Raw genomic sequence first — 25,777 nt, forward strand, 5'->3', positions numbered from 1 at the left:
GCCCGGAGGCGTGCACCTCCGGGCCGATGGCGGGCTGACGCCAACCCCCGCCGGCCGCCCGGCCGCCCGGGAACCCGGGATCGGACGATCGCGGGGTCAGGCGGTCGCGGGGTCAGGCGGTCGCGGGGTCAGGCGACGTCGAACCGGTCCAGGTTCATCACCTTGACCCAGGCCGCGACGAAGTCCGCCACGAACTTCTCCTTCGCGTCGTCGCTCGCGTAGACCTCGGCGACGGCGCGCAGTTCGGAGTTGGAGCCGAAGACCAGGTCGGCCCGGGTGCCGGTCCACTTGAGCGCGCCGGTGGCCGCGTCCCGGCCCTCGAAGGTGTGCCCGTCCTCCGAGGTGGCCTTCCACTCCGTGCCCAGGTCCAGCAGGTTGACGAAGAAGTCGTTCGTCAGGGCCTCGGGGGTCCCGGTGAGGACGCCGTGCGGGGACTGCTGGTAGTTGGCGCCCAGCACGCGCAGGCCGCCGACCAGCACGGTCAGTTCGGGCGCGCTCAGGGTCAGCAGGTTCGCCTTGTCGAGCAGCAGGTACTCGGCGGCCAGCCGACTGCCCTTGCCCACGTAGTTGCGGAAGCCGTCCGAGGCCGGCTCCATCGCCGCGAAGGAGTCGACGTCGGTGAGCTCCTGCGTCGCGTCCGCCCGGCCGGGCGTGAACGGCACCACCACGTCGCGGCCGGCCGCCCGGGCGGCCTTCTCCACGCCGACGCCGCCGGCCAGCACCACCACGTCCGCCAGCGAGACCTGCTTGGCGCCGGACCGGGCGTTGAACTCCTGCTGCACGCCCTCCAGGGTGCGCAGCACCGAGGCCAGCCGGTCCGGCTCGTTGACCTCCCAGCCGATCTGCGGCTGGAGCCGGATCCGGCCGCCATTGGCGCCGCCGCGCTTGTCGCTGCCGCGGAACGAGGAGGCCGCCGCCCACGCGGTGGACACCAGCTCGGACACCGACAGCCCGGAGGCGGCGATCCGCTCCCGCAGGGCGGCGACGTCCGCGGCGTCGATCTGCTGGTAGTCGACCGCGGGCAGCGGGTCCTGCCACACCAGTTGCTCGGCCGGGACCTCCGCGCCGACGTAGCGGGCGACCGGGCCCATGTCGCGGTGGGTCAGCTTGAACCAGGCGCGGGCGAAGGCGTCCGCGAGCTCCTCGGGGTGCTCCAGGAAGCGCCGGGAGATCGGCTCGTAGACCGGGTCCAGGCGCAGCGACAGGTCGGTGGTCAGCATCGTCGGGGCGTGCCGCTTGGACGGGTCGTGGGCGTCCGGGACGGAGTCCGCTCCGGCGCCGCCCTTCGGCTTCCACTGGAAGGCGCCGGCCGGGCTCTTGGCCAGCTCCCACTCGTAGCCGAACAGCGTCTCGAAGAAGCTGTTGTCCCAGGTCACCGGGGTGGCCGTCCAGGCGCCCTCCAGGCCGCTGGTGATCGCGTCCCCGCCCTTGCCGGTGCGGAAGGTGCTCTTCCAGCCGAGGCCCTGCTGCTCGATCGGGGCGTCCTCGGGGTCGGGGCCGACGTTGTCCGCCGGGCCCGCGCCGTGGGTCTTGCCGAAGGTGTGGCCGCCGGCGATCAGCGCGACGGTCTCCTCGTCGTTCATCGCCATCCGGTAGAAGGTCTCGCGGATGTCGCGGGCGGCGGCGAGCGGGTCCGGGGTGCCGTTGGGGCCCTCGGGGTTGACGTAGATCAGGCCCATCTGGACGGCGGCGAGCGGGCGCTCCAGCTGGCGGTCGCCGGTGTAGCGCTCGTCGCCGAGCCAGGTGGTCTCCGGGCCCCAGTAGACGTCCTCGTCCGGCTCCCACTCGTCCACGCGGCCGCCGCCGAAGCCGAAGGTCTCGAAGCCCATCGACTCCAGGGCGACGTTCCCGGCCAGGATCATCAGGTCGGCCCAGGAGAGGTTGCGGCCGTACTTCTTCTTCACCGGCCACAGCAGGCGGCGGGCCTTGTCCAGGCTGGCGTTGTCGGGCCAGCTGTTCAGCGGGGCGAAGCGCTGCTGCCCGGCGCCGGCGCCGCCGCGGCCGTCGCTGATCCGGTAGGTGCCCGCGCTGTGCCACGCCATCCGGATGATGAAGGGGCCGTAGTGCCCGTAGTCGGCCGGCCACCACGCGTGCGAGGTGGTGAGGGCCGTCTCGATGTCCCGCTTCACGGTCGGAAGGTCGAGGGATCCGAACGCCGCGGCGTAGTCGAAGTCCGCGCCGAGCGGATTCGCCACGGCCGGATTCTTCGCGAGGATCTTCAGATTGAGCCGCTCCGGCCACCACTGGCGGTTTCCGCCGCCCTGGGTGGGGTGCGGCGCGCGCCCGTGGGCCACCGGGCAGCCCCCCGTGCCCTCCGCCTGCGGCTCGGGTTCGGTAACGATGGGATCGTGGTTCTCAGACATGGAAATCCTTCCCTACAAGGCGGATCACGGTGTCTTGACTGCTACTTCCTGCTACCCAGGCTATCGCCGGAGCCGATCCTACGATGGACACGATCCACGTCAAGATTGACACCAAACCCATATCCGATCGGGAACCGGAGAGAAGCCGCAATCACTTGGTAAAATCCGGTCCTCCCATTGACCTGAATAGGTGAACCGATATGAGTGACCTGCTGGAACGACTGCGCGGACGCGGCTGGCGCCTCACCTCCCAGCGGCGTGTCGTGGCGGAGGTCCTGGACGGCGAGCACGTTCACCTCACCGCCGACGAGGTCCACGCCCGAGCCGCCGAACGCCTGCCCGAGATCTCCCGGGCCACCGTCTACAACACCCTCGGCGAACTGGTCACCCTCGGTGAGGTCATCGAGGTCTCCACCGACGGCCGGGCCAAGCGCTACGACCCCAACGCCCACCATCCGCACCAGCACCTCGTCTGCACCCACTGCGGCACCATCCGCGACGTCCACCCCACCGACGACCCCCTCACCGCCCTCCCCGCCGACCAGCGCTTCGGCTTCACCGTCACCGACGCCGCCGTCACCTACCGCGGCCTCTGCCCGACCTGCGCGGGCTGACCACCGCCTGACCACGGGCTGACCACGGGCTGACCACGGGCTGACCACGGGCCAGAACTCGCCGTCCCGCCCGGACCGAGGACCGGCATTCCCTGCGAAGATCGAGGGATGGAACTGACGATGGTTGACGTCATACCGGGAAACGCCGCCATGGCGACCGATGTCGGGCCGCTGATACGGCAGTTGAGGCCGGCCCTGACCGCCGAGGGGTTCGCCGCCTTCGCCGCCGAGGCGCACGCGCAGGGGCTGGTCTTCACCGCCGCGTACGACGGTCGCGGGCGGTGCGTCGGGGTGGCGACCCACCGGGTGCTGGCGACCAGCCGCGGCCGGCTGCTGTTCGTCGACGACCTGGTGACCGACCGCGCGGTGCGGTCGGCGGGGGTCGGCGGGCGGCTGATGGCGGAGCTGGAGGAGCGGGCCCGGCGGACGGGGTGCGCCCGGATCGAGCTCGACTCGGGGGTGACCAACCACGGCGCGCACCGGTTTTATCACACGGCCCGGATGTCGATCGTCGCCCTGCACTTCGCCCGCGAGATCCGGGCCGGTTCGTAACGGTTCGAGGGGACGGCCGGTTCACGGCCCGCGATGCCGGCCGGTTCGCGGCCGTTCGCCGCGGCCCCGGGCCGGAGTTGACACGGAATCACGGAGTTGACGGACCCGCCGGCCTGCCCTTGACCCCCTCCGGGGCCGGGCTGGGACGATCCCCGGCATGGGCGAAACCATCAACGAGAAGCAGCCGATATTCTCCGCCGACGCCGACATTCGCATTTCCGCGACACCGATCGAGGTCTACGCGGTGATCAGCGACCTGCCGCGCAGCGGCGAATGGAGCCCGGAATGCCTGGGCGGTGAATGGACGGTCGGCGAGCCGGCCGCCGTCGGGTCCGTGTTCCGCGGCGACAACCTCCGCGGCGACGACATCGTCGCCTGGGCGCCGGTGGTCCGCGGCCGGTGGACGACCCAGTCCGAGGTGGTCACCGCGGAGCCGGGCCGGACCTTCCGGTGGGCGATACACAACTCGGACGGCCAGAAGCAGGAGAGCATCTGGGGCTTCGACATCGAAGCAGCCGAGGGCGGCGGCAGCCTGCTGACCCACCACTTCCGTATGGACTCGGCCACCCAGGGCATCAAGGGCATCACCGCGGAGATGGACGCGGCCGAGAAGCAGCGCTTCTTCGCGGAGTGGGGCGACAAGATCTCCGGCGATCTGGCCGCCTCCCTGCAGCGCATCAAGGCCGTCATCGAAGAGGCGTGACGCCGGGCGGTATCCGGCCTTTCCGCGATTCGCCCGGAATTCCCGGGCTCGTGCCCGGGCACGCGGCCATTCGGACGCCCGGGCACGCCAATTCACCTCGGACGGTGTCCCTTTCACCGCGGGTGGTGTCCATTCCATTCACGTCAGGCGCCGACGGCGCACAGCCACGGCCCGGGAGGCGTACAGGTGCTTCTTCAACGTATCGGAAACCGGGGAATTCAGCTCGGGATGCTCTTCGAACGCGCCGCGGCCAGACACGGCGCGAACGTCCTCATCCTCGACCACGACCTCGACGCGGCACCGGAGTTGGGCCGCAGGGCGACTGTCGCCGAGGTGTCGGACCTGGTGGACGACCTGGCCTCCCGGCTCTGGGCGGCGGGGGTGCGGCCGAGCCGGCGGGTGGTGGTGTACAAGGCCGACGGCTTCGACATCACGCTGCTCGCGTGCGCGGCGGCGCGGATCGGGGCCGTCCCGGTCCTGCTGTCGCCGGCTCTGGACGGCGCGACGGTCGCCGAGCTGGTCCGCCGCACCGACCGGCCGTTCCTGGTGACCGACCAGGAGAAGCTGGAGAACGTGCTGCCCGAGACGGTCTTCGACCTCGCCGACCGGGTGGTGCTGACCTCCGGCTCGTACCAGGACGCCGTCGAACTGCGGGCGCTGGCCGGGGTGGAGAGGGTCAAACCCGTCATCATGCCGGCCGACCACCCGACCCTGATCACCCACACCTCGGGCACCACCGGGACGCCCAAGCTGGCCGTGCACACCGGGTTCAGCCTGCAGTCCCGCTACCGCCCGCAGGCCTCCGTCATCGCCCCGCTGATCCCGGGCCGGGAGACCATCGCCATCCACGTCTCCTTCGTCCACTCCCGGCTGATCACCGCGCTGGCGATCTCGCTCTACCGCGGCTTCCCGCTGGTCGTGCTGCGCGAGTCGGACCCGAAGCACGTCGGCGACCTGTTCGCGCGGCTGAAGCCGGGCATCCTGGAGGCGCACCCCAACTCCTTCATGGAGTGGGAGGAGTTGGCGCAGGACCCGCGCGGCCCACTGTCCAACGTCAAGCTGTTCAGCAGCACCTTCGACGCGATCCACCCGCGGACCGTGCACCGGTTGCTGCGCGCCACCCGGCGCCGCTCGCCGCTCTTCGGCCAGCTGTACGGGCAGAGCGAGATCGGCCCGGCCATCGTCCGCGGCTTCACCCGGCGCCGCACCCTGGACGACGACGGCCGCTGCGTCGGCATGCCGTTCCCCGGGATGACCGACGTCCGGGTGGTCAGCCGGAACGGCAACCCGCCGTCCGAGCGGAACCCGGGCTTCATCGAGGTGCGCAGCGACGGACGCATCGTCACCTATCTCGGCGAGCAGGACCGCTACGACGCCCAGGTGTCGGCGGACGGCTGGTGGCGGATGGGCGACGTCGGCTACCGCACCAAGTGGGGCTGCGTGCACCTGCTGGACCGCGAGGTCGACCTGATCGAGGGCTTCGGCAGCACCCTCGCGGCCGAGGACACCCTGTTCGGCCAGCTGCCCGGCCTCGCCGAGGTCATCATCATCCCCGGCCCGGACGGCAGGGCCGTGCCGGTGGTGTGCACCAAGGACGACGAACCACTGGACCTGGCGGCCTGGCGGCGCGCCGCGGCGTCGCTGCCGCCGATGGCCGAGCCGGTCCACCGGCGGCTGGAGGAGCTGCCGAGGACCGCCACCACCAAGATCAAGCGCCTGGAGCTCGCCCGCCTGCTGCTCGCCGAAGCCCCGCAGGGCACCCGGGTGGACGTGGAAGACGTGGAGGACGTGAAGCCGTGAGTGAGCGAAGCGAGCTCGTCATCGAGAGGTGCGCGTGGGCGCATGCCCCTGCCGAGCGAAGCGAGGCGGGCGCATGAGCACAGTGGGCAGCAAGGCGGCACTGGAGGTCTGCGTCATCGGGGCCGGCCCGCGCGGCCTGTCCGTTCTGGAACGGCTCTGCGCCAACGAGCGCGCAGCGCCCTCGCACGGCTCCATCACGGTGCACATGGTCGACCCGGCCGCGCCCGGCGCCGGCGCCGTCTGGCGCCAGGACCAGTCACGGCACCTGCTGATGAACACCGTGGCCTCGCAGATCACCGTGTACACCGACGACAGCTCCCGGATCGACGGCCCGATCGAGCCCGGTCCGAGCCTGTGGGAGTGGGCGGTGGAGGTCGCCGAGGCCGGCGCGGCCTCCGGGCAGGACGAGGAGTGCGTGGCCGAGGCCCGTGCCCTGCAGGCCGACAGCTACCCCACCCGGGCGTTCTACGGGCGCTACCTGAACGCGAGCTTCCGCCGGGTGGTGGACGGCGCGCCCGCGCACGTCACCGTCCAGGTGCACCGCTCGCGGGCGGTGGCGATGGCGGACACCCACGGTGTCCCCGGCGGCCCGCAGGGCATCCGCCTGGAGAACGGCAGCCGGCTCAACCGCCTGGACGCCATCGTGCTCGCCCAGGGCCACGTCGCGGCCCGGCCGACCCCGCACGAGGAGCGGACGGCGAGCCTGTCCCGGATCCACCACCTCACCTACATCACCCCGGCCAACCCGGCGGACCTCGACCTGAGCGGCATCCTGCCGGGCCAGCACGTCCTGTTGCGCGGACTCGGGCTGAACTTCTTCGACCACATGGCCCTGTTCACGGTCGGCCGGGGCGGCGCCTTCGTCCGCGTGGACGGACGGCTGGTGTACCGGCCGTCGGGCCGGGAGCCGAAACTGTTCGCCACTTCGCGCCGCGGCATCCCGTACCACGCCCGCGGCGAGAACGAGAAGGGCGCGTACGGCCGTTACTTCCCCCGGTTGCTGACCGCCGAGTACATCGCCGGGCTGCGCGAGCAGTCCGCGGCCGGCGAGCCGGTGCAGTTCCGCACCGATCTGTGGCCGCTGATCGCGCGCGAGGTGGAGAGCGTCTACTACGGCACGCTGCTCGAAGCGAAGGGCCGCGGCGCCGAGCGGGAGCCCTTCGTCCAGCGGTACCTGACGGTCGACCACGGCGGCGGCTTCGCGGCCCTGCTCGACGAGCACGGCATCCCCGAGTCGGAGCGATGGGACTGGGAGCGGCTCTTCCGCCCTTACGGGGACCGGGAGTTCACCGGGCCGGAGGACTTCCGCGACTGGCTGCTCGGGTACCTGGCCGGGGACGTCGAGGCGGCCCGCGCCGGCAACCTCAGCGGCCCGCTCAAGACCGCCCTGGACATCCTGCGCGACCTGCGCAACGAGATCCGCCTCGCGGTGGACCACGGCGGGCTGGAGGGGAACTCGCACCGGGACGACCTGGAGGGCTGGTACACCCCGCTCAACGCCTTCCTGTCGATCGGCCCGCCGGTCTCCCGGATCGAGGAGCTGATCGCCCTGATCGAGGCCGGGGTGGTCGAACTCACCGGCCCGGGCACCGAGATCCGGATCGACACCGAGGCGGCCGCCTACGTGCTCACCTCCCGGGCGGTGCCCCAGCCGCCGGTGCGCGCCACCGTGCTGATCGAGGCCCGGCTGCCCGAACCCGACCTGCGCCGCACCACCGACCCGCTGCTGCAGCACCTGCTGAGCACCGAGCAGGCCACCGCGTACCGGATCCCGGGCACGGGCGGCACCGACTACGAGACCGGCGGCCTGGCCGTCACCAAACGGCCGTACCGGCTGCTGGACACCCGGGGCCGCGCGCACCCGCGGCGCTACGCCTACGGGGTGCCGACCGAGTCGGTGCACTGGGTGACGGCGGCCGGAATCCGGCCCGGCGTGGACTCGGTGACGCTCGGCGACTCGGACGCGATCGCCCGCTCGCTGCTCGCCCTGCCGCCCACCACCCAGCTGCCCTTCGGGGTCCGGCCGGACGCGGCCGTCACCGACCTGACCGGAGTGCTGATATGACCGACCCGGACGAGCCGGTCGCCCCGCACGGACCCGGCGACCCGCACGACGCGCACGACGCGGCCGGCATCCTGACCGACTCCGGGCTGCTCTCGCCGGTCCGCGCCGGGACGCCCGTCGAGGCCGCCGTCTGCGACCGGGCCTGGCTGCAGGCCATGCTGGACGCCGAGGCGGCGCTGGCCCGGGCCCAGGCCGGGCTGGGCACCCTGCCGAAGACCGCCGCCGACACCATCACCCGCCTGGCCCGCGCCGAGCTGCTGGACCTGCGGGCCCTCGCGGTCGAGTCCCGGGAGACCGCCAACCCGGTGGTCGGGCTGGTCCGGGCGCTGACCGGGGTGGTGGCGGCCGAGGACCGGGCCGCCGCCGAGTACGTCCACCGCGGCTCCACCAGCCAGGACGTCCTGGACACCGGCGCGATGCTGGTGGCCGCCCAGGCCCTGCGGATCATCCGCGCCGACCTCACCCGCACCGCGCGGGCCCTGGCCGTCCTCGCCGAACGGCACCGGGACACCGTCCTCCCCGGCCGCACGCTCGCCCTGCAGGCCGTACCGACCACCTTCGGCCTCAAGGCGGCCGGCTGGCGCCGGCTCGTCCTGGACGCCGAGCAGCGGCTCGGGCACGTCGCCGAGCACGGTCTGCCGGTCTCGCTCGGCGGCGCCGCCGGCACCCTCGCCGGGTACCTGGAATACGCCCGGATCGACGGCGCGGCCGCGAACGGGGCGGCGCCCGACCCGGGCGACTACCTGGACCGGCTGCTCACCGCCTTCGCCGCCGAGACCGGGCTGGCCCGCCCGGTGCTGCCCTGGCACGCGCTGCGCACCCCGATCGCCGACCTCGCGGGCGCGCTGGCCTTCACCGCCGGCGCCCTCGGCAAGATCGCGATCGACGTGCAGTCGCTGACCAGGACGGAGGTCGGCGAGGTGGCCGAGCCCACCGCGGCCGGGCGCGGCAGCTCCTCCGCGATGCCGCACAAGCGCAACCCGGTGCTGGCCACCCTGATCCGCAGCGCCGCGCTGCAGGTGCCGGTGATCGCCACCGGGCTCACCCAGTGCCTGCTGGCCGAGGACGAGCGCTCGGGGGGCGCCTGGCACGCCGAGTGGCAGCTGCTGCGCGAGGCGCTGCGGCTGACCGGGGGCGCCGCGCACACTGCGGTGGAGCTCGCCGAGGGGCTGGAGGTCCGGCCCGAACGGATGCGCACCAACCTGGAACTGACGGGTAGTCAGATCGTCTCGGAACGGATCGTCGCCGTCCTGGCGCCCCGGCTCGGCAAGGCGACGGCCAAGCAGCTGCTCACCGAGGCCTCCGGCGAGGCCGACCGCGATGGGCGGCCACTGGAGCAGGTGCTCGCCGAACTGCCTGCTCTCGACGGCATGTTCGGCAGGGCCGAGCTCTCCCGGCTGTGCGATCCGACCTCGTACACCGGGGCGGCCGGCCCCCTCGTCGACCGGGCCCTGCGCGAGCCGTGAGGCCGGCCCGGCGCCGGACTCCCGAGCGATCTGCGACCAACCGAAGGGGAAGAGGAGCATGTTCCTGCAACGCGTCGGCAACCGAGGCATCCGACTGGGCACGGTCTTCGACCGCGCGGCCGCCCGTCACCCGGCGAGCCCGGTCTACCTCGACCACGACCTCGACATCGCCCCGGAGCTGGGCCGGCGGGTCACCCTGACCGAACTCGCCGATCTGGTCGACGACTTCGCCGCCCGACTGTGGGCTTCCCAGGTCCGCCCCGGCTCGCACGTGGTGATCCACAAGTCGGACAGCTTCGACATCTCCCTGCTCGCCTACAGCGTCGCCCGGGTCGGCGGGGTACCGGTGCTGCTGTCCCCGAAGCTGGACGGCACCACCGTCGCCCGCCTGCTGGGGCGGCTGTCCCGGCCGACGCTGCTCACCGACGCGGCGAAGCTGGAGCAGGAACTCCCGTCCGAGGTGTTCGACCTGACCGAGCGGGTGCTGGTGGCCACCGGGGAGTTCCCGGGCGCGACCGCGCTGGCCGGGCTGGCCGGGGTCGAGCGGGTGGCACCCGTGATCATGCCGCAGGACCAGCCGGCCCTGATCACCCACACCTCGGGCACCACCGGCCTGCCCAAGCTCGCCGTCCAGACCGGCATCACGATCCAGGCCCGCTGCCGCCCGCAGTCGGTGCTGCTCGCCCCGGTCGGGCGGCACGAGCCGATCGCCGTACACGTCTCCTTCGCCCACTCGCGGATGATCAGCGGAGCCGCGCTGTTCGCGCTGCGCGGCCACCCCATGATCATCCTGCGGGACGACGAGCCGGAGCACGTCGCGAAGCTGTTCGCCCGGATCCCCCCGGGGGTGATCGAGTCCCACCCCAACACCCTGCTGAGCTGGGAGGTCCTGGCGGACCACCCGGCGAAGCCGCTGGCCAAGGTCCGCTGCTTCAGCAACACCTTCGACGCCATCCACCCCCGCACGGTCGACACCCTGCTGGGCGCGTCCGAGCGCAGCCTGCCGTTCTTCGCCCAGACGTACGGGCAGAGCGAGACCGGCGCCATCGCCGCCCGCACCTACACCCGGCACCGCCGCAGCGGCGCCGACGGCCGCTGCGTCGGGCGGACCTTCCCCGGGATGACCGAGGTCCGGGTGGTCAGCCGGGACGGCCGGCCGGTGACCAAGAACTCCCCCGGCCACATCGAGGTGCGCAGCGGCGGGCAGATCGTCACCTACTTCGGCGAGCGGGAGCGCTTCGAGGGCCAGTTCTCGCGGGACGGCTGGTGGCGGATGGGCGACCTCGGCTACCGCACCCGGTGGGGCTGCCTACACCTGCTGGACCGCGAGGTCGACGAGATCCCGGGGATCAACAGCACCCTGGACCTGGAGGACAAGCTGTTCACCCGGCTGCCCGAGCTGCTGGAGGTGATCATCGTGCCCGGCGGGGACAAGGCCCCGGTGCCCGTGGTCTGCACCCGGGACGACCAGCCGCTCGACCTCGCCCGCTGGAACCGCGCGGTGGCCGGCCTGCCCACACTGGCCCCGCCGGTGCAGCGCCGGCTGGACGAGCTGCCGCACACCGCCACGACCAAGGTGAAGCGGCTGGAGCTGGCCAGGGAGCTGGCCACGGCCGAGGAGGCCTGAGCCGACGAAGGCGTCGGCCCCGGCGGTGTCGTGAGACCCGCCGGGGCCGACGCTTTTCAGGAGGGGCCGACGCGTGTCAGGAGGGGCCGATGGCCGGCAGGCTCCGCAGGACGGACCGCAGGTCCCCGGGCCCGAGCCGGACACCGAAGTCCTCCGCGAGGACGGCGGCGTACCGCTCGTCGGTGAGCTCCGCAGCCTCCGTCGTGCCGTCGGCGCGGCCGACGACCAGCCGCCGGCCGTCGAGGGAGAGCCGGCGCTGCGGCGTGATCCTGGACAGATAGGCCCGGCCGGTGAACGGGGAGCGCTCGTGGGTGGAGGTGTAGTGGTTCATCACCACGCAGTCGACCTGGTGCAGCGGCAGGCCCGTCTCGAACCGGTAGAGCGGCAACCACCCGTCGGGGCAAAGGAGTTCGAGCACCCAGCAGTCCGGCTCCGAGCCGACCCGGCGGAGCCGGTGAGTCCAGCCGTCGGGCTCGGCCAGGGCGCCGTCGGTCAGCGGCAGCGGCTCCAGCGGCCCCTTGTCGCCGAAGCCGACGTCGGCGAGGAAACGCGCCTGGCCGACCGTCACCAGCAGCACCAGGTGGGTGCGTGGCAGCGGTCGGCCGGCGTTCAGCAGGGCTCGGGCGGCGAGCCTGGTGACCTGGAAGCCCAGGCGTTCCAGCACTGCGGCGAAGAGCAGGTTCTGTTCGAAGCAGTAGCCGCCGCGGCCGCCGGCGACCAGCTTGGCCTGGACGCGGTCCAGGTCGAGCGGGACGCCGCGGCCGAGCGGGATGTCGAGGTTCTCGAACGGGAGGGCCAGCAGGTGGGCGCGGTGCAGCCGGCGCAGCGTCCCGGGCTCGGGGGGCAGCGGGCCGGGGACGCCGGTGCGGGCCAGGTAGGCCCCGACGTCGAGCAGTTCCGCTCCCCATTCGCCGGTGGCGCGGTCATCGCCCATCCTGTCGGCCCCTCTCCCGTGCGCTCTCCCGGAGACTACCCGGCAAGGATCGCCCCGGCACGGAGGACCTCGGCGATCAGGCCACCGACGATCCGGGGGCCGTCCTGGGTGAGCACCGACTCGGCGTGGAACTGCATGGACGCGAAGTGCGGGCCGCGCAGGGCGTGCACCTCGCCGGTCTCCCGGTCGCGGGCGGCCTCGACGGTGCCGACGCCGTCCACGTCGACCGTGTCGTGCGGGCTGATGGCGGCGAAGGTGTTGTAGAAGCCCACCCGCTCGCGAGCGCCGAACAGGTCGATCTCGCGTTGGACGCCCTGGTTGGGGACGTCCCGGCGGCGCAGCGGCAGGCCGAGCAGGGTGGACAGCACCTGGTGACTGAGACAGACCGCGACGAACGGGCGCCGCCGGGCGAGCAACTCGGCCACCGCGGAGCGCAGACAGGCGATCTTGGGGTGGTCGGCCTGCCGCGGGTCGCCCGGCCCCGGGCCCATCACGACCAGGTCGAAGCCGTCGAAGGCGTACTGCTCGTCGAATCGACTGATCGTCACCTCAAGCCCCAGCGACTGGAGTTGGTGGCCGATCATGGCGGTGAAGGTGTCCTCGGCGTCGATCACGAGCACCCGGCGCCCGGCGAATTCGGCGAGCCGCCGGGCGCGGTCCGCGTCCTCGGCCAGCCAGAAGTCCGAGATGCCGGTGTTGCGCCGCTCCAGCGCGGCCAGTACCCGGGGGTGGCCGGCGAAGGTGCGCGGGCCTCCGGCTTCCAGCGCGGCCAGCAGCCCGGCCGCCTTGGCCCTGGTCTCGGCGACCTCGGAGGCCGGGTCGGAGTGGCGCACCAGGGTGGCGCCGACTCCGATCCGGATCCGGCCGGCGGTGTCGATGTCGGCGGTGCGGATCAGGATCGCGGAGTCCATCGTGCGCCCGCCGTGCTCGTCCCGGCCGATCAGCGCGGCCACGCCGCTGTAGTAGCCGCGCCCGGCGGGCTCGTAACGGCGGATGACCCGGGCGGCGCTCTCCAGCGGGCTGCCGGTGACGGTCGGGGCGAACATCGTCTCGCGGAGGATCTCGCGCGGGTCGCGGTCGGTCCGGCCCTCGATGAGGTACTCGGTGTGCGCGAGCCGGGCCATCTCCTTGAGGTACGGGCCGACCACCCGGCCGCCGCCCTCGCAGATCCGGGCCATCATCTTGAGCTCCTCGTCGACCACCATGTAGAGCTCGTCGGCCTCCTTGCGGTCGGCGAGGAAGTCCATCACGCCGGCCAGGGTGGGGCCGGAGGCCGGGTAGCGGTAGGTGCCGCTGATCGGGTTCATCACGGCGACGCCGTCGGCCAGGCTGATGTGCCGCTCGGGGCTGGCGCCGACGAAGGTCCGCTCCCCGGTGTGCACGACGAAGATCCAGTAGGCGCCCGCCTCGCGCTCGGTCAGCCGGCGGAAGAAGGCCAGCGCGGCGTGCAGGGTGTAGTCGCTGATCTCGGCCAGGAAGGTGCGGCGGACGACGAAGTTGGCGCCGACGCCCTGCCCGATCTCCTCGGCGACCACCCGGCGGACGATGTCGGCGTACTCCTCGTCGCCGAGGTCGAAGCGGGCGCCGGTCAGCTCGGTGGGCCGGTCCGGGATCAGCGCCAGCGCTTCGTCGAGGTCGACGGTGGCGTGCTCGGTCACCGTCATGGCGAGCAGCGGGGCACCGTCGTCCTGGGCCTCGAAGCCGCGCTCGGCGATCTGCCGGTACGGGACCAGGACCAGGACCTCCGGGCCCGGGCGGCCGGGCTCGGGGCCCAGCGGGACACCGTCCAGCGTGTGCGCGGTGGCGACCTCGCCGAACAGGACGTCCAGCGTGCCCGGGCCGGTGGTCTCGGGCCGGTGCAGGAGGGCGAAGGCGGGCGGCCGCTCCGCGAGCACCCGGCGCAGCAGTTCCTCGGTCGTCCGGTCCGTCGTCCGCTCGCTTGCCCGGTCGCTCGTCCGGTCCGTCGTCGGCTCGCTTGCCCGGTCCGTCGTCCGGTCGGTCATGCGAAGGTCTCCTTGGCGGTGATCAGCATCGCGCAGCGCGCGGCGGCGTACTCCAGGGCGAGCCGGTGGTGGGCGGCGGAGAAGTCCGCGACGGCGTCGGCGACCAGGAACGGCCGGATGTCGTTGGTGAAGGCGTCGACGGCCGTCATCAGTACGCCCACGTGGGCGTACACGCCGCACAGGATCAGCTGGTCGCGGCCCTCCTCGCGCATCCGCTGGAGCAGGTCGGAGCGGAAGAAGGCGCTGTAGCGCCACTTGGTGAGCAGCCAGTCGCCGGGGGCCGGGGCGAGCGACTCGACGACCTCGCGGTCGACCGGGTCCATCCGCATCCCGGGGCCCCAGAAGTCCAGCAGCAGCCCGCGCTGTTCGGTGGTCATGCCGCCCGGCTGGGCGGTGTAGGCGACCGGCACGCCGAGCTCGGCGGCCTGGCGGCGCAGCAGGGCGGCGTTGTGCAGCAGCTCCCGGCCGGGTGCCTCGTCCGCCGGGAAGGGGCGCAGGAAGTAGCGCTGCATGTCGTGCACGAGCAGCACCGCGCGGTCCGGGCGGACGGTCCACGACACGGTGTTGTCGGGCAGCTCGCCCGCGGTCGGCATCGGATAGGGCTCGATGGTCGGAATGCCTGCCATGCGGTGGACTCTCCTGGGGGAGTGGTGAGTTGGGCGAGCCGGTCAGGCGCCGAGGCCGGCGCCGCCGTCGACGGTGAGGTCGTGCAGGGTGATGTGGCCGGCCGCGTCGGAGAGCAGGAAGAGCACGGCGGCGGCGATGTCGGCGGGGCTGGCCAGCTTGTTGAGCGGGATGCCGACCCGGAAGGCGTCCGCGCGACCGTGCAGGGTGCCCTGCGGGCCGGATTCGTCGTGCCACATCGAGGTGAGCATCGGGGTGTCGGTGGATCCGGGGGCGACGAGGTTGCAGCGGATGCCGTACCTGGCGACCTCCAGGCCGAGGCTCTTGGTGAACATCGTCGCGGCGGCCTTGGAGGCGGCGTAGGCGGCCATCTCGGTGCGCGGGGTGCGGGCGGCGTTGGAGGCGACGGTGACGATGGCGCCGCGCCCGCGCGGGATCATCCGGTCGACCACCGCGCGGGAAACGTGGAAGACGCCGTTGACGTTGACCGCGAAGGTGGCCGTCCAGTCCTCGACGGAGAAGTCCCGGACCTCGCCGAGGCGCAGCACCCCGGCGGCGTTGACCAGTTGGTCCACCGGCCCGAGTTCGCGCTCCACCTGGTCGACGAGCAGGTCGACGGCGCGGTGGTCGCTGACGTCCACCGGGTAGGCCTCGACCCGCAGGCCCTCCTCGGCGAGGGCGGCCACGGTCTTGCGCAGGCCCTCCTCGTCGCGGTCCGCCGCGGCCACCGCGGTGCCCTGTTCGGCCAGGGCGCGGACCACGGCCGCGCCGATGCCGCCTGCTGCCCCGGTGACCAGGGCGATCGTGTTCGTCACTGCCGGACCTCCCTCGGGGCCGGCGCGCGGCCGGCCCGTTGCTCTCTCGGTTGCTCTCTCGGTGTGGCGGTGCGTGGCGCCGTTCCGGGCGCGGCGGGTCAGCCCTCCCAGGCGGAGACCACGGTGATGGCCTGGCCGGGGTTGAGCCGGGGATCGCAGAAGCTGGTGTACTTGTCGCCGACGTGCGCCATCCCGGAGGCGTCGTGGGCGCACTCGGTGACGTCGTCGGGCGTGGTCTCCAGGTGCAGGCCGCCGGCCACGCCGCCCTCGGAGCGGACGGCGTACTGGAAGTGCTGGATCTCCCGGACGACGGTCTCCACGAAGCGGGTCTTCAGCCCACCGGGCGTGGTGACGGTGTTGCCGTGCATCGGGTCGGTGAGCCAGATGACCGGGTGGCCGGCCTCCCGGACGGCCCTGACCAGCGCGGGCAGCCGGTCGGCGACGACCTCGGCGCCCATCCGGGCGATCAGGGTCAGCCGTCCGGGCTCGCGGCGCGGGTCGAGCCGCGCGCACAGCTCCAGCAGTTCCTCGGGCGCCATGCCGGGGCCCACCTTGCACGCGACCGGGTTGGCCACGGACGCGAGCATCGCGACGTGGGCGCCGGCCACGTCGCGGGTCCGCTCGCCGATCCACGGCCAGTGCGTGGACGTCAGGAGGCTTTCGGTGTAACTGATCTGACGGATCATCGGAACTTCGTAGTCGAGCAGCAGCGCCTCGTGGCTGGTCCACACCGGCGGGCTGAGCGGCGAGCGGCGGTCCGGATCCGGCCAGCCGAGGTGGGTCATCGCCTCGGCCGCCGCCCAGTAGCAGTCGAGCAGCCGCCGCGGGTCGGGGCGGCGCAGCTCCGGGTCGGGTTCGGGGCTGTTGACCAGGTGGCCGCGGAAGACCGGGATCTCCAGGCCGCCGACGAACTCGGTCGGTTTGGAGCGGGGCTTGGCGAACTGGCCGGCCATCCGGCCGACCCGGACCACCGGCCGGTGGGTGGCCATCGTGACGATGCCGGCCAGGACGTCCAGCAGCCCGGTCTTGCGGGCGACGTCGCCCGCGGTGCACTCCGCCGGGTCCTCGGCGCAGTCGCCGATCTGTACGACCTGGGCCCGCCCGGCCGCGACCTCGGCGAGCACGGAGCGCAGCCGCCGGACGTCGGCCGGGCCGACCAGCGGCGGCAGACCGGCCAGCCGGTCCTTGATGTCGGGAAGGTGCTCGTGGTCGGCCCAGTCGGGCTGATGGAGTGCGGGCCGGGACAGGAGCGCGGACAGGGCGGTGACCATGGGTGTCTCCCAGGGCGAAGGTGCGCCGGCTCGGCGGCGCGCACGGAAGGGCGTCGTGGCGAGGCTGTGGATGGCACGGGTCGGGGAGGACCGGCGGGCCCGCGGCCCGGGTCCCGGTCCGGCAGCGGTCCGCCGGCCGCCGAACGGCTGAGGCTCTTCCAGATCTTGTGGCGTGCCGCCAGGTGTCGCCAACGCCCGCCCCCGCACTTCGTCAGGTGGCGGATACTCCATCAGGTGGCGGCACACTCCGTCAGATGTCGCCCGGGGACGACGAAGAACGGTGACGGCGGACCCTCGAAGAGGTCCGTCCCGAGGTGGCGGACCGGCGAGATCCGGCCATGGAACGGCTCGGGCGCGCGACCCGCCCGGACGCCGTACGGCACGGCCGGACCCTGGTGGCCCAGGCCTACCCCGGGGGTGGGCGGACCACCGTGCGCCGGCGCCTCGTGGCACATGCCGAAGCCGGCGTGGCAGGTCGGGTCGCCGGACCCGGACGTCAGAAGCCGGTACCGGGTGCCGTCTCGCGGGCGGCCCGGCCACGCGCCACGGCCACCTCGATCAACATGTGCTCGACCTCCTGCTCACCCTCCGGGAAGACGCCGCCGCGCACCACCCGCAGGGTGCGCCCGCATTCCTCGGCGATCCGGCGCAGCACCGTCAGGTCGCCGCGCTCGCTGAAGTGCAGCAGCACCGAGCCGCCCGGAGCCAGCCGGCCCGGAGCCTCGACGAGGAAGCGGCGGTGGGCGGCGTAGCCCGGGTCGACGTAGCCGCGCTCGTGCATCGTCCGGTAGCGGTAGTCCTCCGGCGCGAGCACGTAGTTGGAGTGCCAGAAGACGGTGTCGAAGCGCTCCTCGGGCGCGAGCGCGGCGAACAGGTCGCTGTGCACGCTGTGGACGCGGTCGGCGACGCCGTGCCGGTGGGCGTTCATCTCGGTGTTGCGGACGGCGGCCTCGTTGATGTCGCCGGCCACCACCCGGGCATGCCCGGCCAGTGCTGCGGCCACCGCGATGACGCCGGTGCCGCAGCCGATCTCCAGCAGCGAGCCGGAGCGCCCGGCGGCCCGCGGGTCGTCCAGGCCGAGCAGGCGCATGGAGATCTCGGTGGTGGGCGAGTAGACCGGGGCGAAAATCCCTGGCAGCAGGTCCCATTCACGGCCGCAGAGCCGGAAGGTCGCGGGCCGGTGCGCGTGCTCCAGCGCGGCCCTGCTTCGTTCCAGCGAACGGCGGTAGTCCTGTAGCGCGTTCATGCCGTCCGCCTGTGCTCCCACCGCGCCAGCTGGGCGTTGTCGCCCGGACCACCTCCCTGGTGGCCACCGCTTCATCCTCCTCAACCGGCACGGGCGGCGGGAAGGTGACCCGGCAACACATCGGGGACCACTCGGCGGTGCCCTCTCCACCGTCCACACCGTGGAATCATCCGAGCCCCACCCAAAGTGACATGATAAACACGTTGCAGCACCTGGCATGTGCCAGGCAAAACGGCTGGTATGTACGGGTGGGGGATAAGAGATGGCCCAACAGGGGGTCCGGAAGCGGCCTGACGCGCTGACCGTACTGACCTTGCTGGTGGCGGAGGCACCACCGGCGCGCATCGAGTCACTGCTCGCCGAAGCCGCCTGTGGCGGCGCCCCCGAGGCCGAGACGGCCGCACTCGAGCGGGCCGTCCGGCTCGGACTGGACATCTGCGCCCAGCGCCGCGGGCGCCAGCAACGCGAAGCGGGCCTGTCCGCGCTGCTCGACACCGCCCGGGACCTCCTCGTCCCCGACACCCTCGACGGGGTGCTCAAGGCCGTCACCCGGCGCTCGCGTCTGCTCCTCGGCGCGGACATGGCGTACGTCAGCTTCCCCGGACCGGAGGACGGCCTGTCCTACATCCGGGCGTCGGACGGCCACACCTCCACCCTCAACGTCGGCCTCCAGCTGACCGGCGGCTCCGGACTCGGCCACGCCGCCGTCGCCAACCTCGCGCCGGTCTGGACCCCGGACTACCTCGACGACAACCGGATCCAGCACAGCACCGACATCGACGAGGTGGTCCGGACCGAGGGGCTGCGCGCGATCATGGCCGTCCCGCTGAGCTACGGCCCGCACCCCTTCGGCGCGCTCTACGTCGCCGACCGCAATGTGCGGCACTACACCCCGGAGGAGATCTCCACCGCGAACCTGCTCGGCGAGCTCGCCGGCCTGGCCGTCCAGCGCACCCTCGTCCTCGACGACGCCAAGGCCACCGTGCAGACCCTGCGCGAGGAGCACGGACGCACCACCGAGTCGCTGCGGGAGCTCAGCGAGCACCGGCGCATCCATCACGAGCTGATCGAACGGGCGCTGACCGACTGCGAACTGCACGGCCTCGCCGAAGCCGTGAGCCGGAACCTGGGTGGCGCGCTGCGGATCCACGCCGCGGACGGCACCGTCCTGACCACCACCGGCCGGATGCCCGAGACCGGCCCCGCCGCCGCGGATGTGCACGCCGCCAAACGCCCGGTCCACACCGCGGACGGCCTCTGGGCGGCCCCGGTCACCGCCGGAGGCGAGATACTCGGCACCCTGGTGTTCCGCCCCGAGGACCTCCCCGCGGCCGGCATCGACGAACTGCTGCACCTGGCCGCCCAGGCGGTGGCGGTGCAGCTGCTGCGCACCGGCGACACCACCGTCGCGCAGGGCCGCGCCCACGGCGAGCTGCTGGAGGACCTGCTCACCAGCGCCCAGCGCCCGCCGCAGCAGTTGGAGGAGCGCGCCCGCCGGCTCGGCATCAACCTGGCCACGCCGCACGTGGTGGTGGTCGTCCGCCCCGAGGCCCGAGCGGTCGGCCGGGCCTGCGCCCTGGCCACGGGCCTGGCCCAGCGACTGAACGGGCTGCGGGTCGGGCACGGCGGCAACGCCGTGCTGCTGCTGCCCGGCACCGACGCCGGCGCGACGGCCCGGGCCGTCCTGAACGAACTCGCCCCGCTGCTCAGCGAACCGGTCACGGTGGCGGCGGCCGGGCCGGTCGCGGACGCCGCCTCGGTCTTCCACTGCCACCAGGAGGCGCTGCGCTGCCTGGAGGCGATGATCGCCCTCGACACCACCGGCCGCTCGGCCTCCCCCCGCGAGCTGGGCTTCCTCGGTGTCCTGCTCGCCGACAACCGGGACGTCCGCTCCTTCGTCGACTCGGTCATCGGTCCGGTGCTCGAGTACGACCGGCAGCGGTTCACCGACCTCGGCCGCACCCTGGACGCCTACTTCGAGACCGGAGCCAGCCCCACCCGGGCCGCCCAGAAGCTGCACGTCCACCCGAACACCGTCGCCCGCCGCCTGGAACGCATCGCGGAACTGCTCGGCCCCGACTGGCAGGACCCCGGCCAAGCGCTCGAAGTCCAGCTCGCCCTACGGCTCTCGCGCGTCCGCGACCTCCTCATCAAGGACGGCCCGTCGGCGGGAGTCGGCCAAGGAACCTAGGGCGCGGGCGCGAGTTCGACGACGGACCCTAGCTCACGCGGCGGAGCGAGCGGCCGCCGGTGTGGGAGAGGGCCACGACCGCGTGTGCGGCCGAGGCGAGGGTGACATGGCGGTGCCAGCCGTTGAAGGAGCGGCCGGTGTAGTCGCGGATACCGGTGCGGTCCGCGATCTCGTCGAAGTCCCGCTCGACCCGGCCGATCCGCAGGCTCAGCCGGAACAGCTGGGCCGGCGTGGCGTCCGGGATGTCGGCCAGCCACAGCTCCTGCGGCCAGCGCCGGCCGGAGCTGCCCGCGCCGAGCAGCAGCAGGTCGCGGTCCGGGCCGTCCGGCCTGCGGTTCACTCCCAGGGGGCGGGCCGCCCCGGTCACCGTCCGCACCCGGACGGCACCGACCAGCGCGGTGCACAGCCCGGCGTCCTGGCCGTGGTCGGTCCAGGTCACCATCCGCCTGCGGTCCCGGCACGCCCCGATGATCCGGTGGGCCGGCATCGCCTCCACGCCGTGCCCGGCCCCCTCGGCCGGGCGGAGCGGCAGCGTGCTGTTGATCCGCACGAGGAACGGCACCCCCGCCGCGCGCAGCCGCCGCAGCGCCTTCATCCCGTCCAGCTCCCGGACGTCCATCACCACCGGCAGCGTGGGCAGCCGCCAGTCCGAGGTCAGCTCCAGCACTGCCTCGACCGAGCAGTCGCCCAGCGTCCGGGTGTCCACACTCGCCGGGATGGACGCCTGGCTGCGCCGCGGCACGTCGTCCAGCCACGCCCGGGACAGGTGCAGCCGCCAGTTCACCGGCATGCTCACCTCCTCGGACGCCGCCCAGACGCCCACCGCCTGCTGCGCGTTGAGCACCTGGCCGAGCGAGGAGATGAACCGGCGATCCACGCCCACCGAGTGCTCCCCGGCCTTCGGGATGACCGTCTGCTGCACCACCCAGGCCTGCGGCGGCGCGACGGACGTCACGTAGTGCGCCAGCGCGGCGCGCACCGGGTCCCACTCCCAGGTGGAGCTGCTGATGAAGTGGTGCAGGTTCTGCTCCGTGGCCTGCCCGCCGATCAGCCGCGCGATGTTGCGCACCGACTTGCGGCCCTCCGCGCCCAGCAGTCCGCGCAGGTACTCCACGCCCTTGCGGCGCTGGTCCGCCCGGGGCAGCGACGCGAACAGCGCCGGGCACAGCTCCGAGAGGACGATGTCGTGGGAACTGCCGACGCCCGGCTTGCGCCCGGGCGTTCGCGTGTCCCTGATGTGCAGGGCGAAGTCGCTCATCGAGATCCCCAACCTCTACATGGCAGACGCATCTTCAGATGGGTCGACGGTATGCAGAGGGCTCGGGCCGGGCCCAGGTGCACCGGACACACGGCTGCACGCGCGGCCTATGGCCGGACCACCGGACAGCGCGCGCGGGCAGGCGCGATCGCCCCCGGAGCCGCCCGGCGGGGTGTGCCGGGGCCATCAGGGGCGGGCCGACCGCGCGCGAGTTGACGAACAAACGACTTCCGTGCGGCACCCCGGCGCCGACCGGTGGAAGACTCTCCGAGCATGCGAGCAGCCTTCATCGAGGCCCTCGGGCCGCCCGAGAACATCCGCTACGGCGAACTTCCCTCCCTCCGTCCCGGGCCGACCGACATCCTGGTCGACGTCACGGCCACCACCGTCAACCCGGTGGACACCTTCGTCCGCTCCGGCCTCTTCCGCACCCCGGTCGAGTTCCCGTTCGTGATCGGCCGCGACCTGGTCGGCACCGTGGCCGCGGCCGGGCCGGCCGCCCCCGGCTTCGCCGTCGGCGACCGGGTGTGGACCAACAGCCTCGGCCACGGCGGGCGCCAGGGCGCCGCCTCCGAGCAGGTCGTCGTCCCCGCCGACCGCCTCTACCACCTCCCTGAGGGCGTCCTCCCCGAGGAGGCCGTCGCCGTCGTCCATCCGGCCGCGACCGCCTACCTCGGCCTGTTCACGCACGGCCGCCTGCGGGCCGGTGAGACCGTCCTGGTGGCCGGCGCGGCCGGGAACGTCGGCTCCGCGCTGGTCACCCTCGCCGTCGACGCCGGGGCCAGGGTCATCGCCACCGCCTCCGCCCGCGACCTGGAACAGTGCCTCGCCCTGGGTGCGGCCGAGGCCCTGGACTACCGCGATCCGGACCTCGCCGAACGGCTCGCCCAGGCCTGCCCCGGCGGCGTCGACCTCCACCTCGACACGTCCGGGGAGAACGACCTGGCCACCGCCGTCGACCTGCTCGCCCCGCGCGGACGGATCGTCCTGCTGGCCGGCGCCCGCTCGCGGCCGATCCTCCCGGTCGGGCCGCTCTACATGAAGGACTGCTCGATCGCCGGCTTCGTGATCTCGCATGCGACCAGCACCGAACTGGCCGAGGCCGCCGTCGCCATCAACCGCTCGCTCGCGGCCGGACGGCTGCGCCCCCTGGCGGTCGAGACCCTTCCGCTGAGCGCCGCCGCCGAGGTCCACGGCCGAATGGAACGCGGCGAGCTGCACGGCAGAAGGGTGGTCCTCAGGCCCGATTCGCAGGCCTGACCGGACGCCTGCCAACCGTTGTACCGGAGGTCCGGCAGGGCCGCAACGCCCTCGTCGGGCCGCGACTTGACATATTCCGGGCCTCCGGCACGTCCGGCCTGCGACACAGAACCTGGACGTGTATTGTCCTGGTTATGCGAATGGGTGAAGGAGTCGAGTGGGGCCTGCACTGCTGCCTCACCCTGGCATGGCTCGACAGTGACCAACCGGTTCCGACAGCACGGCTGGCGGCCTGGTTCGACCTGCCGCCGGCCTACCTGACCAAGCGCCTACAGGCGCTGGTCCGGGCCGGCATCCTGAGCTCGACGCCGGGCTCCAAGGGCGGCTTCCGGCTGGGCCGACGGCCGGAGAAGATCACCTTGATGGACGTGGTCACCGCCATCGAGGGCCCCGACGACGTGTTCCGCTGCACCGAGATCCGCCAGCGTGCGGACGGCGGTGGCGCCATCGCACGGGAGTTCCGACAGCCGTGCGGGATCGCCACCGCGATGCGCAAGGCCGAACTGGCCTGGCGCCGCGAACTCGCCGGGCAGACGGTGGCCGACCTCATGGCCGCCGCGCCGGGCGGGGCCGCCGACCGCACCCGACGCCACTACGCCCGCATGACCGGCTGACCGCACGCCCGACGGTCCGGCCGCCTCACCGCGCGGCGACACCACAGCACACGCACCGACCCGCAAGGAGAATCTGGATGTCCAGTGTCTCGATTCCGGCCGACCGGAAAGCTCCGGCCGAACCCGGCTCACCACCCCAGGGCGGCCTGTCCTCCACCCTCGTCCTCGCCTTAGGCACATTCGCCGTCGGCACGGACGCCTTCGTCGTGGCCGGCTTCCTCCCCTCCATGGCCAAGGACCTGCACGTCTCCTCGGCCACGGCCGGTCAGTCGATCACCGTCTTCGCCGCCGCCTACGCCGTCCTCTCCCCCATCCTGGCCACCCTCCTCGCCCGGCTTCCCCGCCGAACCCTGCTGATCACCGCACTGTTCACGCTCGGCATCGCCAACCTCGGCTCGGCACTGGCCCCCAACATGGCCGTGCTGATCATCAGCCGCATCATCGCCGCCGCCGGCGCCGCCGCCTACACCCCCAACGCCGGAGCCGTCAGCGCCTCCCTCGTCCGCCCCGAACTGCGGGCCCGCGCCCTCGCCGTGGTCATCGGCGGCCTCACCATCGCCACCGCACTCGGCGTGCCGCTCGGCAACGCCGCCAGCCACTGGCTGGGCTGGCGCACCGCCCTCGGTCTCGTCGCCGGACTCTGCCTGCTCGTCGCCGTGATACTGCGCCTGATCATGCCGTGGCTCCCCGGCAACGTCCGGGTGCCGCTACGCACCCGCCTCGCCGTCCTGCGCCGGCCGGCCGTCCTCGCCGTCCTGCCGCTCACCATCCTCGGCATGGGCGCCAGCTACACCGCGTACGCCTACAGCGTGCCCATGCTGGAAGCCGTCAAGGTGCCCGAGAGTTCCATCCTGTGGATGCTCTTCCTGTACGGCCTCGGCGCCGTCATCGGCAACCTCGCTGCGGGCTACACCACCGACCGCTGGGGCTCCACCAAGGTCCTGATCATCGGCTACACCGCCATGGTCGTCGCCCTCGGGGCCCTCGCCTGGCTCGCCGCCTCCGACTCCGACCTCAAGCCCGTCGTCGGCCTGCTGGTCCTCCTCTGGGGCGCCAGCAGTTGGTGCCAGACACCCCCGCAGCAGCACCGCCTGATCGAGGTCGCCCCTCAGGAGGCCCCGCTGGTGGTCTCCCTCAACTCCTCCTCCATCTACCTCGGCATCGGCCTCGGCACCATCATCGGCGGCTCCACCCTCGGCGCCGGCGCCGCGACCGTGTACGGCCTGGGCGCGGCCATCGCCGCCATCGCCCTGATCTTCCTGCTCTTCACCCGCCACTCGCCCACGAACAAAGGCTGAGGCGCGAGACACCTCCTGCGGGCCGGTCAACTCCCTTCCGGCCACCGCTTCCTGACGGTGCGGCGTCGCACCGAGCGCTGAAACACCCCTCAGCACGCGACGACCGACGACCGGCGCGGAGACAGACCCTGCTGCCCCGGTTTCCCCGACACGTCCCTGGCCGCCCAACGGCGCCGCGCACCGCAGCGGCCCCGGCCACGGACACCACCCCGCACTCCCCGCGGGACCACCACGTCGACGAAACCGAGAGATTGCCAGATGACCCAGTTGAGCGAGTCCCCCGTGACCACCCACAGCGCCGAGACCACCGAATCGACCCCCGCGCCGGTCACCCCCGACGCACGGACCACGCCCGCGGAGTCCGGGACGACCGGCGCCCAGGCATTGATCCGTACACTCGAAGAGGTCGGAGTGGACACCGTCTTCGGCATCCCGGGCGGGGCCATCCTTCCCGCGTACGACCCACTGATGGACTCGGCCAAGGTGCGCCACATCCTGGTCCGCCACGAGCAGGGCGCCGGCCACGCCGCCACCGGATACGCCCAGGCCACCGGCCGAGTCGGGGTCTGCATGGCCACCTCCGGCCCGGGCGCGACCAACCTGGTAACCCCGATCGCCGACGCCTACATGGACTCGGTGCCGATCGTCGCGATCACCGGCCAGGTCCCCTCGACCCTGATCGGAAGGGACGCCTTCCAGGAGGCGGACATCTGCGGCATCACCATGCCGATCACCAAGCACAACTACCTGGTCACCGACCCCGACGAAATCCCCCGGGTGATCGCCGAGGCCTTCCACATCGCCGCCACCGGCCGCCCCGGCCCCGTCCTCGTCGACATCACCAAGGACGCCCTCCAGGGCCTGACAAGGCATCGGCAGATCGAGCCCTCGCTGCCCGGCTACCGCCCGGTCACCAAGCCGCACGCCAAGCAGATCCGCGAGGCCGCGAAGATGCTGGTGGGCGCCAAGCGCCCGGTCCTGTACGTCGGCGGCGGCGTGATCAAGGCACAGGCCACCACCGAGCTGCGGATCCTCGCCGAACTGACCGGCGCCCCCGTGGTCACCACCCTGAT

The 25,777-nt window shown here is 72.9% G+C and carries 20 protein-coding genes; 12 read left to right on the plus strand and 8 right to left on the minus strand.

Annotation, left to right across the window (positions count from 1 at the left end):
- Positions 1–128: 128 nt before the first annotated feature.
- The gene (gene katG, locus ACFV61_RS22640; protein ID WP_380493594.1) at positions 129–2,363 is read right to left on the minus strand and encodes a catalase/peroxidase HPI; all 2,235 of its coding nucleotides are present in this window, start codon (positions 2,361–2,363) and stop codon (positions 129–131) included.
- A 200-nt stretch (positions 2,364–2,563) separates the two neighbouring features.
- On the opposite strand from katG, the gene ACFV61_RS22645 reads away from it, so the two are divergent.
- The 7 genes from ACFV61_RS22645 to ACFV61_RS22675 all read left to right on the plus strand — a co-directional run bounded on the left by ACFV61_RS22645 (position 2,564) and on the right by ACFV61_RS22675 (position 11,190).
- Complete coding sequence (locus ACFV61_RS22645) at positions 2,564–2,977, plus strand: Fur family transcriptional regulator (protein WP_380483857.1); 414 nt, start codon at positions 2,564–2,566, stop codon at positions 2,975–2,977.
- A 150-nt stretch (positions 2,978–3,127) separates the two neighbouring features.
- Complete coding sequence (locus ACFV61_RS22650; protein ID WP_244293282.1) at positions 3,128–3,529, plus strand: GNAT family N-acetyltransferase; 402 nt, start codon at positions 3,128–3,130, stop codon at positions 3,527–3,529.
- Positions 3,530–3,686: 157 nt separating this feature from the next.
- A complete protein-coding gene (locus ACFV61_RS22655; protein ID WP_063346534.1) occupies positions 3,687–4,232 on the plus strand; it encodes an SRPBCC family protein in 546 nt (181 codons plus the stop codon).
- Positions 4,233–4,460: 228 nt separating this feature from the next.
- Positions 4,461–6,032, plus strand: coding sequence for a class I adenylate-forming enzyme family protein (locus tag ACFV61_RS22660; RefSeq protein WP_167745846.1), 1,572 nt, complete (start codon positions 4,461–4,463; stop codon positions 6,030–6,032).
- Positions 6,033–6,105: 73 nt separating this feature from the next.
- Entirely contained in the window at positions 6,106–8,097 is a 1,992-nt protein-coding gene (locus ACFV61_RS22665) for an FAD/NAD(P)-binding protein (protein ID WP_380493596.1), read from the plus strand.
- On the plus strand, positions 8,094–9,563 hold the full coding sequence (locus ACFV61_RS22670; protein ID WP_380493598.1) for an adenylosuccinate lyase family protein: 1,470 nt from the start codon (positions 8,094–8,096) through the stop codon (positions 9,561–9,563). The genes ACFV61_RS22665 and ACFV61_RS22670 overlap by 4 nt, the downstream gene beginning before the upstream one ends.
- Positions 9,564–9,621: 58 nt before the next feature.
- Complete coding sequence (locus tag ACFV61_RS22675; RefSeq protein WP_380340442.1) at positions 9,622–11,190, plus strand: class I adenylate-forming enzyme family protein; 1,569 nt, start codon at positions 9,622–9,624, stop codon at positions 11,188–11,190.
- 76 nt (positions 11,191–11,266) lie between these two features.
- On the opposite strand, the gene ACFV61_RS22680 is transcribed toward ACFV61_RS22675, so the two are convergent.
- From ACFV61_RS22680 to ACFV61_RS22705, 6 genes are all read right to left on the minus strand, one after another.
- Positions 11,267–12,124: an arylamine N-acetyltransferase gene (locus ACFV61_RS22680; RefSeq protein WP_380493600.1), complete on the minus strand. Its 858-nt coding sequence runs from the start codon at positions 12,122–12,124 to the stop codon at positions 11,267–11,269.
- 35 nt (positions 12,125–12,159) lie between these two features.
- Positions 12,160–14,127 (minus strand): anthranilate synthase family protein, encoded by a 1,968-nt coding sequence (locus ACFV61_RS22685; RefSeq protein WP_380493601.1) that lies wholly within the window; start codon positions 14,125–14,127, stop codon positions 12,160–12,162.
- Complete coding sequence (locus tag ACFV61_RS22690) at positions 14,124–14,753, minus strand: isochorismatase family protein (RefSeq protein WP_063346539.1); 630 nt, start codon at positions 14,751–14,753, stop codon at positions 14,124–14,126. Before ACFV61_RS22690 ends, ACFV61_RS22685 begins: the two co-directional genes overlap by 4 nt.
- 42 nt (positions 14,754–14,795) lie before the next feature.
- Positions 14,796–15,566, minus strand: coding sequence for a 2,3-dihydro-2,3-dihydroxybenzoate dehydrogenase (locus ACFV61_RS22695; protein WP_063346540.1), 771 nt, complete (start codon positions 15,564–15,566; stop codon positions 14,796–14,798).
- Positions 15,567–15,664: 98 nt separating this feature from the next.
- Positions 15,665–16,837, minus strand: coding sequence for a 3-deoxy-7-phosphoheptulonate synthase (locus ACFV61_RS22700; protein WP_363376889.1), 1,173 nt, complete (start codon positions 16,835–16,837; stop codon positions 15,665–15,667).
- 496 nt (positions 16,838–17,333) lie between these two features.
- Positions 17,334–18,083, minus strand: coding sequence for a 50S ribosomal protein L11 methyltransferase (locus tag ACFV61_RS22705; protein ID WP_380340452.1), 750 nt, complete (start codon positions 18,081–18,083; stop codon positions 17,334–17,336).
- 262 nt (positions 18,084–18,345) lie between these two features.
- On the opposite strand from ACFV61_RS22705, the gene ACFV61_RS22710 reads away from it, so the two are divergent.
- Positions 18,346–20,274: a helix-turn-helix domain-containing protein gene (locus ACFV61_RS22710; protein WP_380375359.1), complete on the plus strand. Its 1,929-nt coding sequence runs from the start codon at positions 18,346–18,348 to the stop codon at positions 20,272–20,274.
- Between the two features lie 28 nt (positions 20,275–20,302).
- Here the strand turns inward: ACFV61_RS22710 and ACFV61_RS22715 are convergent, their stop codons facing one another.
- The gene (locus ACFV61_RS22715; protein WP_380428475.1) at positions 20,303–21,532 is read right to left on the minus strand and encodes an IS701 family transposase; all 1,230 of its coding nucleotides are present in this window, start codon (positions 21,530–21,532) and stop codon (positions 20,303–20,305) included.
- A 273-nt stretch (positions 21,533–21,805) separates the two neighbouring features.
- Between ACFV61_RS22715 and ACFV61_RS22720 the strand changes: the two genes are divergently transcribed.
- From ACFV61_RS22720 to ACFV61_RS22735, 4 genes are all read left to right on the plus strand, one after another.
- Positions 21,806–22,792 (plus strand): NADPH:quinone reductase, encoded by a 987-nt coding sequence (locus ACFV61_RS22720; RefSeq protein ID WP_380493603.1) that lies wholly within the window; start codon positions 21,806–21,808, stop codon positions 22,790–22,792.
- Between the two features lie 134 nt (positions 22,793–22,926).
- Entirely contained in the window at positions 22,927–23,406 is a 480-nt protein-coding gene (locus tag ACFV61_RS22725) for an Rrf2 family transcriptional regulator (RefSeq protein WP_063346544.1), read from the plus strand.
- 77 nt (positions 23,407–23,483) lie between these two features.
- The gene (locus ACFV61_RS22730) at positions 23,484–24,704 is read left to right on the plus strand and encodes an MFS transporter (protein WP_063346545.1); all 1,221 of its coding nucleotides are present in this window, start codon (positions 23,484–23,486) and stop codon (positions 24,702–24,704) included.
- Between the two features lie 258 nt (positions 24,705–24,962).
- Positions 24,963–25,777, plus strand: an 815-nt coding sequence (locus ACFV61_RS22735; RefSeq protein WP_380493605.1) for a thiamine pyrophosphate-binding protein, incomplete at its 3' end; no start/stop codon positions are given.

The sequence above is a fragment of the Kitasatospora sp. NPDC059817 genome, from assembly GCF_042731835.1.
Lineage (GTDB): Bacteria > Actinomycetota > Actinomycetes > Streptomycetales > Streptomycetaceae > Kitasatospora.